General features: G+C 40.2%; 16 protein-coding genes and 1 pseudogene. All 17 read left to right on the top strand.

All coding sequences use genetic code 11. The features are described from left to right. Positions 1-1171, top strand: a pseudogene (locus GQF01_RS27265) (hypothetical protein); the annotation flags it as partial. Between the two features lie 193 nt (positions 1172-1364). After that, complete coding sequence (locus GQF01_RS27260) at positions 1365-1784, top strand: flagellar protein (RefSeq protein ID WP_235960545.1); 420 nt, start codon at positions 1365-1367, stop codon at positions 1782-1784. 112 nt (positions 1785-1896) lie between these two features. Beyond that, the gene (flgM, locus tag GQF01_RS27255; protein ID WP_161410102.1) at positions 1897-2166 is read left to right on the top strand and encodes a flagellar biosynthesis anti-sigma factor FlgM; all 270 of its coding nucleotides are present in this window, start codon (positions 1897-1899) and stop codon (positions 2164-2166) included. A 44-nt stretch (positions 2167-2210) separates the two neighbouring features. Next, a complete protein-coding gene (locus tag GQF01_RS27250) occupies positions 2211-2711 on the top strand; it encodes a flagellar protein FlgN (RefSeq protein WP_161410101.1) in 501 nt (166 codons plus the stop codon). 27 nt (positions 2712-2738) lie between these two features. Next, entirely contained in the window at positions 2739-4340 is a 1602-nt protein-coding gene (gene flgK / locus GQF01_RS27245) for a flagellar hook-associated protein FlgK (protein ID WP_161410100.1), read from the top strand. 21 nt (positions 4341-4361) lie between these two features. Further along, the gene (gene flgL / locus GQF01_RS27240; RefSeq protein ID WP_161410099.1) at positions 4362-5258 is read left to right on the top strand and encodes a flagellar hook-associated protein FlgL; all 897 of its coding nucleotides are present in this window, start codon (positions 4362-4364) and stop codon (positions 5256-5258) included. A gap of 12 nt (positions 5259-5270) precedes the next feature. Beyond that, on the top strand, positions 5271-5840 hold the full coding sequence (locus GQF01_RS27235; protein ID WP_161410098.1) for a DUF6470 family protein: 570 nt from the start codon (positions 5271-5273) through the stop codon (positions 5838-5840). Between the two features lie 115 nt (positions 5841-5955). Further along, complete coding sequence (gene fliW / locus GQF01_RS27230; protein WP_161410097.1) at positions 5956-6378, top strand: flagellar assembly protein FliW; 423 nt, start codon at positions 5956-5958, stop codon at positions 6376-6378. A gap of 2 nt (positions 6379-6380) precedes the next feature. Further along, complete coding sequence (gene csrA / locus GQF01_RS27225; protein WP_161410096.1) at positions 6381-6611, top strand: carbon storage regulator CsrA; 231 nt, start codon at positions 6381-6383, stop codon at positions 6609-6611. 120 nt (positions 6612-6731) lie between these two features. Further along, on the top strand, positions 6732-7556 hold the full coding sequence (hag, locus tag GQF01_RS27220; protein ID WP_161410095.1) for a flagellin Hag: 825 nt from the start codon (positions 6732-6734) through the stop codon (positions 7554-7556). 77 nt (positions 7557-7633) lie between these two features. Continuing rightward, a complete protein-coding gene (locus GQF01_RS27215) occupies positions 7634-7906 on the top strand; it encodes a hypothetical protein (protein ID WP_161410094.1) in 273 nt (90 codons plus the stop codon). A 31-nt stretch (positions 7907-7937) separates the two neighbouring features. Continuing rightward, complete coding sequence (locus tag GQF01_RS27210) at positions 7938-9971, top strand: motility associated factor glycosyltransferase family protein (protein ID WP_161410093.1); 2034 nt, start codon at positions 7938-7940, stop codon at positions 9969-9971. Then, positions 9956-10312 carry a hypothetical protein gene (locus GQF01_RS27205; protein WP_161410092.1) on the top strand — a complete coding sequence of 119 codons (357 nt, stop codon included), beginning with the start codon at positions 9956-9958 and terminating at the stop codon, positions 10310-10312. The genes GQF01_RS27210 and GQF01_RS27205 overlap by 16 nt, the downstream gene beginning before the upstream one ends. Beyond that, positions 10309-11703 (top strand): motility associated factor glycosyltransferase family protein, encoded by a 1395-nt coding sequence (locus tag GQF01_RS27200; RefSeq protein WP_161410091.1) that lies wholly within the window; start codon positions 10309-10311, stop codon positions 11701-11703. Before GQF01_RS27205 ends, GQF01_RS27200 begins: the two co-directional genes overlap by 4 nt. Next, complete coding sequence (locus GQF01_RS27195) at positions 11672-12721, top strand: polysaccharide biosynthesis protein (RefSeq protein ID WP_407945428.1); 1050 nt, start codon at positions 11672-11674, stop codon at positions 12719-12721. The genes GQF01_RS27200 and GQF01_RS27195 overlap by 32 nt, the downstream gene beginning before the upstream one ends. Positions 12722-12730: 9 nt before the next feature. Beyond that, positions 12731-13450, top strand: coding sequence for a cytidylyltransferase domain-containing protein (locus GQF01_RS27190; protein WP_161410090.1), 720 nt, complete (start codon positions 12731-12733; stop codon positions 13448-13450). Between the two features lie 63 nt (positions 13451-13513). Beyond that, a complete protein-coding gene (gene fliD / locus GQF01_RS27185; protein ID WP_161410089.1) occupies positions 13514-15055 on the top strand; it encodes a flagellar filament capping protein FliD in 1542 nt (513 codons plus the stop codon). Positions 15056-15062: the final 7 nt, after the last annotated feature.

Here is a 15062-nt window from a genome sequence, read left to right as displayed (position 1 = left end):
TGATGCGTTAGAAGTAGACTTTGATGCAGAAGCGGCATCCACAGCACCTGTAGCAGATAACATCACGGTAACAAACAATGCAGGAATCGCGGATACAGTTAAAGTAACCGGCTTAGCGGTTGGCGACGTTGTAAAAGTGTACAAAAAAGGCGTAGCAACGGTACTGGCAACATCCGCTGCAGTCGCAACAGGCAAGAGCGAAGTTGTTGTTAGCGTGGCACAACTTGGCGCAGCAGCAGGTGACCTTGAAGTTACGGTAACATCGACTGGCAAGCTGGAGTCGAGCAAAACGGAGAAAGCTTTTGATGCAGAGGGCAAAACAGGTACGCTAGTGGAAGCTAACGTAACGGCTACGAATAACGTAGGTAAAGCTGATACCATCGCATTTACAGGTCTAACTGCGGGAACAGTCGTAAAAGTTTACGATAAAGTACCAACGGATGCAACGAAGAAACAACTGGGTACAGCAACAGTAGCAGCTGGCGTAACAACAGCTACAGTTAGCATCGCGCAGCTGGGAAGTGCAACAGGATCCGTATTTGTAACGGCAGCAGCGACAGGCCAATCCGAAAGTGATGCGCTAGAAGTGAGCTTTGGTGCAGAAGCAGTATCCACAGCACCAACAGCAGGCAACATCACGGTAACGAACAATGCAGTTATTGCGGACACAGTTAAAGTAACAGGCTTAGCGGTTGGCGACGTTGTAAAAGTGTACAAAAAAGGCGTAGCAACCGTTCTTGCAACATCGGCTGCCGTGGCAACAGGTAAAAGCGAAGTCGTGATAAGCGTGGCACAACTTGGTGCAGCAGCAGGTGACCTTGAAGTTACGGTAACATCGACAGGCAAGCTGGAGTCCACTAAAGTAGAGGTATCTTACGAAGCTGAGTCGAAAACAGCAACATTAGATGCTTCTAACATTACTGTATTAAACAATGTAGGAACTGCAGACACTGTTAAAGTTACAGGATTATCAGTAGGTACAGTGATTAAGGTATATACGAAAGCATTGTCAGGAACGCAAATTGGAACAGCAACTGTTCTTACAGGTAAAACAGAAGTTTCATTTAATGTAGCGAATTTAGGTTTCTCAGCTGGCAAAGTTTATATTTCCGCTGCAGAGTTAGGGAAACTTGAAAGTGATCTTGTAGAAAAAGATTATGCTGCAGAGTAATATGTGATTCTCTCTAACTAGCTAGCTTAAAAGATGACTTCTGACCTTTCAGGAGTCATCTTTTATTGCTCTTTAAAAAGGACTATCTGAGCGAACATTTTTGAAAAATATTGTGCAAGTGCTGTCGAATTGCGGTAAACTGGTATTATTATTAGGGTGCTGGAAATAATAGAGAGGGGGCTGTACAATGGGCATGAATGTAGCAAATTGTCCACGTTGTGGGAAAATATTCGTTAAAGGCTTCGCCGAGAATTGCCCAAATTGTGTGAAGGATTTGGAACAGCAGTATGACAAATGCTTAAAGTACCTTCGTTCAAATAAAGGGGTCAACATAAATGATTTAAGTGAAGCTACGGGCGTCACAGTTAAACAAATCACTAAGTTTATTCGTGATGGACGAATTTCAATTGTTAATGCTCCGAATATGGCTTACCCATGTGAGGTTTGCGGTACGTTAATTCGTGAGGGTACGATTTGTGAAAGCTGTCGTATGAAGCTTGTTAAGGATGTTAGAAACAATGCTGAGGATGAGAAGCGTAAGCAAGAACAAGACGTAAGAGACGGTCAAGTTAGCTTTAAAATTAAAGATCGTTTAAAGGATAGGCATTATTAATTCCTTAAATTGGTCTGCAACGATATAAAGTTTCATATGCGTGATGCCGATAATAGTAGTAAAGATTATCGGCTTTTTATTTTATATGTCATAGCAATAGGAGTGTTTTCGTATGAAAATTAATGACAATCAACGGATCGGTGCAGTGAACCCTTATAAAAAAACAAGCGATGCTAAGTTCGTGAATATGGCTGGAAAAAAAGATAAACCAAAAGATCAAGTAGAGATCTCAGCTGAAGCTAAGGAGCTACTTGGTGTACAGGGTAACTCTCGCACTGAGGAACAAACTCGCCGTATTGAAGAACTAAAGGCTTCAGTGGCCAATGGAACGTACAAGGTACCTGCTAGCAAGATTGCAGAGAAGCTTTTTCCATACTTGTGAAAATAACAGATGTGAATAACAAAAAGATAAGTGGGTGAAAGAGCATGTCCATTCAGGCTTTATTGGAAACGATGGAGCGACTTCAGGAATCACATGAATCATTGCTCGAGTTAGCTCAAGATAAAACTCAAATTATTGTTAGTAATAATTTAGATCAATTAAATTTGATGGTGAATAAGGAGAGTAAATGGATTCGTGTTATCTCAGAAGCGAACCAACAGCGGATCCTACTCATTAACTCTTATTTAATTTCTAGAGGTTATAATCCTAACCCGCTAATAACGGTCGGTGATTTGATTAAAGTCATTTTCAATGCGCAAGAAAAGCAAGCGCTTATGCAAGCTCAGCAAAAATTGTTGGCAACTGTTATGCAGTTGAAGAGTGTTAATAATTTTAATCAGGAATTAATTGAACAGTCGCTTTCATTTATTAATTACACTGTAGATCTAGTATTAGGTGCGCCTGAGGATGATGTTATATACCAAAATCCGAATCAGCAAACCTATGGGACGAAACGACTTAGTGTATTTGATACTAAAGCTTAATGAAGCGTATGAGAGGGGAAACTAACGATGCGGTCCACCTTTGGAGGAATAGAAATATCAAAACGTGCATTGTTTACACAGCAAGCTGCACTGAATACAACTGGCCATAATATTGCTAATTCCAATACAAAGGGTTATTCCAGACAAGTGGTCAATATGGTGGCTTCAATTCCAATTGAATATCCAGCTTTGTCGAGAAGCAATGTTCCGGGGCAAATGGGACAAGGTGTGGAATTTGACCAAATTACTAGAATCCGTGAAAAGTTCTTGGATGACCAATTTCATAACGAAAACAAAAATCTAGGGGATTGGTCAATTAGGAAAGATACATTGGATAAGATCGAAGCTGTGATCAATGAACCATCCGACACAGGTATTCGACAAACTGTGGAAGGATTCTGGAATGCTTGGCAAGAGTTAAGTAAATCTCCTGAAAATACAACAGCTCGAGTCCTTGTCAAAGAGAGAGCTCTGGCAATGACGGACGCTTTCAACCAAGCTTCGAAACAATTACAGGATCTTTCACAAGACCTTACAACAAACATCGGTATTAAGGCAACAGAAGCCAATACTGCTATTAGTCAGATAGCCAAATTAAATGAGGATATCTATCGAATTGAAGGATTGGGAGACAACGCAAACGACTTGAGGGATCAACGTGATCTGCTCATGGACAACCTATCCAAAATAATTAACATCTCGTATACAGAAGATAGCAGTGGCTACAATGTCAGAATGGGTAATGTAGCGCTAGTAACGGGCAATGAGGTATCCAGCACACTTACAACTGCTTCCCTTCAGGATGCTGCAGCCACTGGTGATTTGAATAGTGGAGAAGTCAATGGAATGATTCAATCCCGTGACAAATACGTAGCTAATTATCAATTCCAATTCGATGCTATGTTGAAATCCATGGTCCAAGGGGACATTCAAACGACGCTACCCAAAGGACTGGTCATTCCTGAAGGAACAATACTTACTGTTGTGAACGCAAATGGTACAACAACACCGCAGACTTTCAGTGGCGCGGCTCGCACATTAACCAGTGATTTGAATGTAATTGTAAAAGGTTTTAATGGTTTGCACCAACTTGGCTACTCAGGTTCTAGCCCATTAAAGTCAGGTGTTCCTTTCTTTACATTAAAACCTGGAGCAACGGAGTTTAATGCTGCAAGTGTTACGGTCAATCCAATTATTTTAAGTGACGCTTCCAATATTTCATCTTCAGGACGGACTTATGTAGACACAGATGGCGTAGAGAAAGTTGTCAAAGGGAATAATGACATGGCCTTGCTGCTTGCAGGACTTAAAGACAAAAAAATCAACTTTGATCCATCTACGGCGGGTAACACGGTCCTAAAAGATGGGACCTTTGATGAGTTTTTCAGATCTATCGTAGGTCAGTTAGGCGTGCAGAGCCAAGAAGCTACAAGGCAAACTACCAATCAGCAAATCTTAGTGGATCAAGTAGACTCTAATCGTATGGGCGTTAGCGGTGTTTCTTTGGATGAGGAAATGTCCAATATGATTAAATTTCAAAAGGCGTATAGTGCTGCAGCTCGTGTAATGACGACGTTCGATGAGATGTTGGACAAAGTTATTAACAGCATGGGGACAGTGGGTAGGTAATCTAGAAGGAGGTGTCTCTTCATGACTTCACGAGTTACACAAGGCATGATGAACAATCAATTGCTTCGTAATATCAGTACGAACCTGTCGAGAATTAATGATAATCAGAACCAACTGTCCACAGGCAGAAGAATTAATAAACCTTCCGACGATCCGGTAGGAATTAGTTTTTCTTTGCGATATAGGAGTGAATTATCAGCAAATGAGCAGTTTAAGAGCAACGCTGATGCTGCAGTATCTTGGTTGGATTACACAGATACGACACTTAATCAAGCAAACACTGTCATACAACGAGTTCGAGAGCTTACTGTTCAAGCAACAAATGGGACAAATCCTCAGTCAGCTTTGGATGCCATTAAAAAAGAGATAGATCAGTTAAATGAACAGCTTGTGAACATTGGAAACAGCCAGTTTAATGGAAAATATGTTTTTAATGGTCAAAAAACGGATAAACAACCTTATAATTTAGCTACTGCGGACACAGATCAAACTGATACTGGTGAAATCAAATTTGACATAGGTGTTGGGGTGCGTGTATCGGCCAATATTTCTGGAGATGACGTCTTTGGCGGAGTAGGAGATAACGATAATATCTTCCTTGTCATGAAAGATCTTTCTAGGGAGCTTGGACTTGGGAACCAAGGAGCGATAGGTGCTATATTAGGTCGTTTGGATAGCCGGAACGAAGCTTTCTTACAAACAAGGGCTGATGTTGGTGCAAGGCAGAATCGAATTGAATTGTCTCAAGCGCGTCTTGAGGACATAAGCTTGAATCTTCAAACTCTTCAAGCTAAAGAAGAAGATGCTGACATCCCAGGTGTAATCACGAATCTAAAAACAGATGAAAACGTTTATAATGCTTCTCTTTCCGTTGGAGCCAAAATCATTAGCACGAGTCTTGTTGATTTTCTTCGTTAGGAGAAATTATATATGATCTCTATGCCGCAGATTCAAATTCATCAAGAGTACGCTAGATTGGGAATTGATGCTGATCTAGGCACACTTGACATAAAGCAGCCTCGTGCTACTTTTGAGATAACGACAGAACGTCCAAAGTTAGAAGTCCATAGTGAACAAGGTGTTTTATATATCGATTCCAGTAAAGCCTGGGATGCACTGGGGCACGGGCCGGCTCTTCAAACCATGAGTAAAATTTATTCAAGGGCCCACGAAGTAGCTTTGCAAGGAATCGCCAAAATTGTTGAAGATGGCAATCGTTTGGCAGCTATCCATTTAGGTGGAAATGCTATTGCTCAGATATCGAAGGAAAAAGGTGCGGATTTCTTCGAATTTGAATTCATGGGTGAAGCATCCATGGACAATGTCGATTTAAATTATGTGCCTGCAACCGTGGATGTTCGTTTCCAAGAGGGTAGTACTCATTTGAATACACATCCTAATGCTCCTGAGATTAATTATAATCGCGGCAAGCTTGACATCTACATGCTTCAATATCCAAAAATAGAAATTACCCCACCGCAAATTAACATTAAAATGTAGAAAATGTTTAGGTATTTATTTAACATTGATTGAATGAATGGATGACAAATACAAATACGAATGAATGCTATAGCATAGGCTATAGCATTCATTTTTCTAAGGAGAGAACAATAAAATGGCTCAAGTATTGAATGAGACGGTGGTTGGTTTTAGGGGAAGCATTTTGGGGTTAGAGGAGTATGATGATTTTTCTATCACACTGATTGAGGAGAATAGTGCTTACGCGTATTTACAAAGCTTACAAGATGAGAGTATTGGCTTTTTGGTAGTTGCTCCATTTGTGTTTTTTCCGGGTTATACATTTGAACTTGATGAGAAGACCAAAGCTTTGCTAGATCTGAAGTCTAACGAGGAAGTAGTTGTGTTTAATACAGTAACCATTCGAGAGCCTTTTACAGAATCAACAGCGAATTTGTTGGCTCCTTTAGTAATTAATACGAGAAATGGAATGGCCCGGCAAGTCGTATTGCCCCCAAAGTCGAATTATAGTACAACTGTACGTCTCTTTCAGGTAGCTTTAGAAGAAGGCGGTGAATAGATGTGTTGATATTAACTAGGAAAAAAGGTCAATCCATTATTATAAACAATAACGTAGAAATCATAATCTCAGCCATTGACGGAGACCAGGTCAAAATAGGAATAAATGCGCCACTAGACGTAAATGTTTTACGCAAAGAAGTCTATGAGGCTGTTCAACAAAATAATAAAGAAGCAATCAGTCCTAAACCCAGCTTAGAGGATCTAAATAAGCTAAAAAGTCCCCAAAAATAAAAGAATTTTTTGAAACTAGCTCTAAAGTGTTTGGGGTAGAATGCCGATAAAGAATATGTAAGGCTAATAAGCCTACTCCACATGGAAGTGGAAATCCAAACATTCAAGGAGGAAATACAAATGATTATCAATCACAATTTACCTGCTCTAAACACGTACAACAAATTAACTACGAACAACTCAGCTACTGGCAAATCCATGGAGAAACTCTCTTCAGGTATGCGTATCAACCGTGCTGGTGACGATGCTGCTGGTCTTGCTATCTCCGAGAAAATGCGCGCTCAAATCCGTGGTTTGGATCAAGCATCCCGTAATGCTCAAGATGGTATCTCCCTGATTCAAACAACTGAGGGTGCACTAAGCGAAACTCACTCCATTCTTCAACGTATGCGTGAGTTGGCTGTTCAAGCAAGTAACGGAACGTACACAACTTCTGACCGTGCAAAACTAGGTGCTGAGGTTGTTCAACTTCAAAAAGAGATTACTCGTATCGCTTCCCAAACAGAGTTCAACACTAAAAAATTGCTTAACTCTGGTATTTCCGTATCCTTCCAAGTAGGAGCAAACTCCGGTCAAGTAATTGGATTGTCTATCAATGCAATGGCAGCAAGCGACTTGAGCGTAGGCGACCTAGGTTCTACTTTCAGTACACTAAAAGCAGGTACAGGTTTTGCTTCCACGATCGCTGCTATTAACAGTGCTATTAACTTAGTATCTAAAGAGCGTGCTAACCTTGGAGCATACCAAAACCGTTTGGAGCACACAATCAACAACTTGAACACTTCTTCCGAGAACTTGACTGCTGCTGAGTCCCGTATCCGCGACGTAGATATGGCGAAAGAGATGATGGCGTTCACGAAGAACAACATCCTTTCCCAAGCTGCACAAGCAATGCTTGCACAAGCTAACCAACAACCACAAGGTGTTCTTCAATTGCTTCGTTAAGATCCCATTAAAGTTAAAAAAAGCCAACCAACCTGGTTGGCTTTTTTTAAAAAATAAATAAGTAGGATGGATATGTAATGACAATATCAAGTGATAACATAGATTTACTAGATGCTAAGATAGCCGGCATATGCTATTCTTTTTATCGGTATGAAATCAATACGGGAATGCTTCGCTTAAATGATTTGATTATCGAGCTTTCGGACTACTTATCTAAAAAAGATATGGAAGAAGGAAAACTAATAGAGATCAATCAATTATTAGAACTGGTGCAACAGGCTGTAGAGAATAAAGATTACTTAATTGCCGCTGATGTATTGAAGTATGAGTTAATTGTAAGAATGCAGTAACAGCCAGTTTTCTAACGTAAAGGGGATCTATATGTCATTTTTAGAAAGTAATGCTCGTTACCTAACTGACTATAATCAATGGTTGATCGATTTAGCGGAGAATATTGAAAGTAACCATATTGAAACTGTTAAAATTGGTGAAGATGTTGTTTTCAAATTGCAAGATGAAGAAGGAAAAGAATTTTATACTGCAAGTATTTATGATCCAATTTTTGAGGCAAATCAGTTTTTAGATGGAGTAAATTTCGACAATACCGGTTATTTATTGCTAGGCATGGGATCTTCAGCGATTATTAAATCAATTTTGGAAAATAAAACCGAGACAGCTTGGTTTTTAATTATAGAGAAAGACACTGCTTTGGTTAAGAAATTCTTGGAGGAAGTTGATCTATCGCCTTATCTGAAGGGGAAACTTCAAAGGACTATTATTTTGACAGGATATATGAGAGATCTATCATTTGTCTTTCATACTTATATAAATTCACTAATTGGAAATTATTTTTTACAAACAGACCTTTTACGCACATTCGCTACGTATCGTCTCGATAATGACTATTATGAGCAATTTATAGAGGATATGGTAAATTATTTGCGCACTCATATGACATCCATGGGGAATTCTTTGGATGATACATTACTGGGAATGACAAATGAGCTCAAAAATATACCAATTGCCTTAAATGCTCATCAGTTTTCCGAATTCAAAAATAAGTATAAAGATAAGCCGATTATATGCGTGGCCTCAGGTCCGTCTCTGGACAAGCAGCTTCCCTTACTGAAAAAATTAAAAGGCAAAGCTTTAATTATTTGTGCGGAATCCGCTTTCCGAGTTTTACTAAAAAATGATATTTCACCCGACATTGTTTGCATTTTAGAGAGAGGTGCAAATTCATTTGATCTTAGTGTTAAAGGTGTAGAAATCCCTAAAGACACTGCGTTATTTGGCTTAACTCTAATGGATGAACGAATTCCACGTAATTGGAATGAGTATGTAGTACCGATATTTAAGGAAAATATTGTACATAGCCGTCTGCTAAATGAGGCACTTGGGGATATGGGTACCCTATATAATGGAAACTCAGTGGCTCATTTGAATTATGCACTTGCACATCACTTAGGGGGCTCACCAATCGTCTTAATTGGACAAGATTTGGCTTATTCTGATGAAGGTGGAACCCATAGCAAGCACAGCTTTTATGTGGACCAGTCTGATATGGAAATGAGTGTTCAGCAGCGTAAGCAAATTCAAACAAGCTTAGAGAATGACGAGATCTTCTTTAATAAAACTGTATATTTAGATGGGTATTACGGTGAGAAGGTTAAGTCACGAGAGTTGTGGAGGCAATTCCTTCATTGGATGGAGCATCTTATTCAAGCGATGCCAAGCCCAGTCGTTATTAATGCTACTGAAGGCGGCGTTGATATTAAAGGGACAGTCAAGCTACCTTTCAGCGAAGTCGCCGAGCAGTATGGTCAGGGATCTGTTAAGTCAATCCCAGAACTATTCGCTACTTTGCCTCCAGTTTCAAAAGGAGAAAACACGGAAGAAAAGATTCAAAATGTAATAGATTATTTTAATAATTTGTTAGGTGAAATGGAACGGATCAGTCAGTTCGCCGAAGAGGTGCTTGAGGCATCGCAAAAGTTAATCGACGACATCGCTGAGAATCCTGGCGGTCACATCGATTTGTTAGAAATGAAAGCCAGTAGGGTCTTACGCAACGTAGAACATATTATTAAAGATATATTGAAGAATCCATTTTATATCTTTTTTTTCCGCCCACTCCTCTCTAATTATCACGTGAAAATGAATCCAATATCTCGAGTGTCATCCATTGAGCGGCTGGTTCTAATTTTGAAACATCAAATGTATTTTATGCAGCGCTTAATTCAAGGGAAGAATCAAGTTATTGAAGTCTACGAAAAGAATATTCGTGGCGCGGTGCTTGACCTAGGATTGAATGTTGATGAATTGTTTTTGGATGTAAAACCTAATTGGGAAATTCCTAACTGGGAAGAAGAAGACGAGAAAAGAGAGGAGAATATGGCATGGACCAAGGAATAATCAAGGAAACATTAGAAAGCTTAAAGGATTACCTGCCCAAAATAGCAACTGCTTCTGGTAGTCTCGCTGCTGCTATACAATCACATGAAGAGGGCTGGACCGATACATTGGTGTCCTACTTGGAAGGTATGGGTTGGATAACAATGGCAATTAATGGTATTCAACAATTGGATGCCTTCATACTTGAGGGCTGGGATTTAAACGAGCTGGGAATGCACATAGATCAATTAAGATTAGCGCTGGAACAACAGGACTTTGTCACGGTATGCGATCTTTTGCAGTACGAGATACAACCGGTGCTCGAATCTTATATTGACAAGCTTCAAGGTGTGGTTCATTGATACTAGAGAGACATACTATCCAGAGAACTGGGCAGCGGTTACAAGCTCCAAGCCTCAGGCTAGAAAGAGCAAAAAATAATTTATGGACAGCCTCGATCCTTGGGGATGATAACCATTCCATTTATCTTCATAGTCGTTACAATCCGACCTCGGAAGCGGAGCGTTTTGCTAGTGTTCAGTGTAGCGGTATAGCGGAGGATGTCCCTGATCGAATCATCGTTTATGGCGTGGGATGTGGGCATCACTTAGAGGCTATTATCAAGCAAACGACGAGCATGGGTGTGGCGATTGAAGCGTGGGAAAGTAACGTAACTGCCTTTTTAGAGGTTGAGGATGCTGGAGTTTTAACCCAGCTAGTTGATGATCCAAGGCTAACCTTTGTCGTTTCTGATAATTTACAAGTATTTGTTAACCGAATGGCAACTTGGGAATCAAATTCCGTTTATTTTATCATTCATGAACCCTCTTTACGAATTGTGCCAGAACATTTAGAACCTCTAAAAAGAGTTCTGCAAGATTACCTAATTCATCAAAATAGCGCGATTATTAATAGGAATCTAATGCAGGAAAACTTTGAAAGAAACACTCAGCAAAATTGGCGATCAATAACTGCTTTTAATAGCATTCATTCCAAGCCTATTATTTTAATTAGTGCTGGACCTTCTCTTTCCAAGACGATGGACCTTCTCGCAGAAGCGTCCAAGCATTGTCTTTTGGGGGCGGTTGGGACAGCGGCTCCCTTGCTATTTAAAAATGGGATTCAACCTGATTTTATTATTATGACAGATCCGCAACCCAAAATGATTGAACAGTTGGAGCATTGGGAATCTAGGGATATTCCTCTGTTTTTCCTCAGCACTCTTTATTGGGAAGTGGTCAATCGTTACGAAGGTCCTAAGTTCATTTTGTTTCAAGAAGGTTATCCACCAGCAGAAAAGATGGCTACTCTTCAGGGAGAGCCGCTTCTTCGTACAGGGGGATCGGTTTCAACAACGCTCTTTTCACTAGCTCGATTACTGGGCTTAGGGCCAATTACTCTGATTGGACAAGATTTAGCTTACACAGATAATCAGACACATGTTGAGGGTACGCACCTCTTTCAAAAATGGGAACAACAAGCGGTGGGAGAACGAGTATTGGCTTATGATCGACAAGGAACGGTGGTTGCTCCCCGAAACTTGTTACTATATAAAAAGTGGTTTGAAGAACAAGCCGAAATGTACAATGAAACATTTTACAATTCGACAGGCGGTGGCGCCTACATCGAAGGGTTCTCACATATTTCACTAAGTGAATTTATAAATAGCGTTCAATCGATCGATGTAAAAGACGCACGGGAAGACTTTCATCGGATAGCGCATGAACTTCATCAAAGAAATGACTTGGGGTGAAAGTATGAATTATGAAGGAAAAAAAATATTGATTATTGGTGGCACTGGAACCTTGGGTCAGTTGCTTACCAAATTTATTTTAGAACAGAACCCACAAGTCATTCGGATTCTTAGTCGAGACGAGTATAAACAGTTCGAAATGCAGAGGGTCTTTAGCGAACATCTTAATAAGTTAAGATTTCTAATCGGGGATATTAGAGATGCACAACGTTTGAATCGGGCTATGGAAGACATTGATTATGTCTTTCATCTGGCAGCCATGAAGCATGTTCCATTCTGTGAATACAACCCATTTGAGGCCGTACAGACAAATATTATCGGTACTCAGAACATGATTCAAGCGTCTATTCAAAGCGGCGTTAAAAAAGTGTTATTTACCTCAACGGATAAAGCTATTTCACCTTCTAATACGTACGGTGCTTCTAAATTGATGGCGGAACGTCTTATAATGGCAGCTGAATATCAGAAAGGTCCGAAGCAAACCATGTTTGCAGCAGTGCGTTTCGGCAATGTGATGGGATCACGCGGATCTGTAATTCCACTATTTCATAAGCAAATCGTGGAACAACGGATGGTAACCGTCACTGATTTGAACATGACTCGGTATATGATGACGGCTACTCAAGCAATTAGACTGATGCTAAAAGCAAATGAAATTTCAATTGGTGGCGAAGTGTTCGTTCTGAAAATGCCAACAATTATATTATCCGATCTCGTTGATGTTCTAATTGAAGAAGTGTGCCAAAAGGAACATATAAGAGACACTATTAAGATAAAGGAAATTGGTTTACGTACTGGCGAAAAGCGTTACGAGGAATTAATGACCGATGATGAAGTAGCTCATGCATGGGAAACACCTGATATGTACATCATTCCCTCGCCTTTTAAGGAAAACGTATCCCAAATTTCATATCCAAATGCTCGAAGAATGGAACAATGTGTAACTAATTCACACCATGAACAGTCTATTGATCGTGAAACATTGCGCAGATGGATCAACGAGGAAAACTTAGTATAGAGGTAACTTATGAAAACAGTAGCTATTATTCAAGCGAGAATGGGCTCGACCAGGTTGCCTGGAAAAGTTCTAAAGGTATTAGGCGATAAAACGGTACTTGCCCAAGTTGTAAGCAGAGTAGAGTGTTTCCAAGGTGTACAGGATATTATTATTGCAACAACTTCAGACGCGCAAGACGACCCAATTATGGCAGAAGCCAATCGATTAGGAGTTCACTGTTTTCGGGGTAGTGAACAAGATGTGCTAGCGAGGTATTATGAAGCAGCCAAAGGTATTCAGGCAGACAATGTGGTTCGTATAACCTCAGATTGTCCGTTGATTGATCCTCAGACATCATCCGAAATCATTCAAAAATTCACGGATTCTGTGTGTGACTACGCCAGCAACACGTTGGAGCGAACTTATCCGAGAGGGCTAGATACAGAGGTGTTCTCTTTTGCCTCACTAGAGGTCGCGCACTGGGAAGCAGTGAGTAACCATGATCGAGAGCATGTTACTCCCTATTTATATAACAATCGAAAGAGATTTACATGTCATTCCGTAGTTAGTTATGAAGGTATAGAGGATTATCGTTGGACACTGGATACTCCAGAGGACTGGAGCTTGATTAAACGAATATATGATGCGCTTTATGATCCCGGATCCTTGTTCAATTGGAGGGACGCTGCGGCCCTTATGCAAAAAAATCCAGAGTGGAATATGATCAATCAGCATGTTCAACAAAAATAGTAAATGAAAGATAGACTTCTGCCGATATAAATAGTAACAAATAGTATGAGAGAGGTGACTCTAATGCCAACTCGAATAAGCGGATTAGGTTCAGGTTTGGATATTGATAATCTGGTCAGTCAAATGATGCAAGCCAAGCGTGTACCTATTGATAAAATGAGCCAAAAGCTAACAGGATTAAGTTGGCAGCGTGATGCGTATAGGGATATGAATACGGACATGTCTGCTTTCATGAAAGAAGCTCAAAAACTAACACTCAGTTCCAATATTATGGCCAAAAAAGCAAGCATGGCTACATCTGATTCTGATAAGGTTAAAATCACAGCGACGCCTAATGCTCTTAATGGCAATATTACACTTAATGTCACTCAAATTGCGAAGAGTGCGTCAATAACTAGTGGGTCGCTAGGCATTACAGCGAATCCTTCCCAGGCGATTGCTGATACGAATGCTACGTTAGAAGTAACGGGGGAGTTGGGTGTCCAGAACGTCTCCATTCAAGCAGGCGATAATATGGGGCGAATTGTAACAAAGATTAATGCAGAAAGTTCCAAAACAGGTGTTAAAGCAATATACGATCAAATTTCCGATAAATTTACTCTGGTTAGTACTCAGACTGGTGCAGCCGCAAAGGTTCACATTAAGGATCTAGATAATACCAGTCTGCTTAAGGACAAACTTAAAATTGCTACCACTCTTGATTATGAGACAACTCTCGACGCAGGAACTGGCGTAGGATATGGTAAGGATGCCAAAGTAAACTTGAATAATACTGGCGAAGTCTCAGTCCGAACTAATTCTTTTACAATGAATGACGTTAGTATTGTATTGTTAGCAGACCCTGGTGCTACTCCATACACGGTCAATGGTTCTGTAACCTCAGATGTAGATACTGTCGTATCAACGATCAAAGGGGTCTTTGATAAGTATAATGAGTTAATCGAAAAGGTGAACGACAAGCTAAGTGAACAGAAATACCGAAATTACGTCCCGCTAACGGATAGCCAAAGAAAAGAGATGTCAGAATCTGATATAGAACTGTGGGAAGATAAGGCGAAGTCGGGATTACTACGTGGGGATGTTACATTAAGCTCTGGTTTAGAGAAAATGCGACTCTACCTTTCTGACGCTGTCTCTGGAACCGGAAGCACTCAGTATGATTCTCTGGCAGACATTGGTATTACAACAGCACCTTCGAGTAGTACCGCCTATTTAGAAAAAGGTAAAATATATATCGATGAACAGAAGTTACGCCAGGCACTAACAGATAATCCAGATCAAGTCACGGATTTATTCACAAAGGATGGTACACGGGGTTCTGATGGCAAATTAACAACCTTTAGTGACGCCGGCATTGGTAGTCGTTTATACGAAATTGTTAAAAACGATCTAGTTAGTGGCCTCACTCAAAAGACCCAAATCGTACCTACTAAAAGTTACCTAAACATTCAAATTGACGAATATACAAAAAATATAAGCGCAGCAGAGTACGCTTTGTCGGATTACGAGCAAGGATTATACAGCAAGTATGCAGCAATGGAATCTGCTTTAAATAAATTGAATAGTCAAGGTTCTCAACTGGCTAGTTTTTTCCAGTCTAAATAACGGAGGG

The organism is Paenibacillus silvestris (assembly GCF_009882985.1).
In the GTDB taxonomy this organism is placed as follows: Bacteria; Bacillota; Bacilli; order Paenibacillales; family NBRC-103111; genus Paenibacillus_E; species Paenibacillus_E silvestris.
Note: the sequence above shows the minus strand (reverse complement) of the source record. Positions and strands in the feature narration are given on the sequence as shown.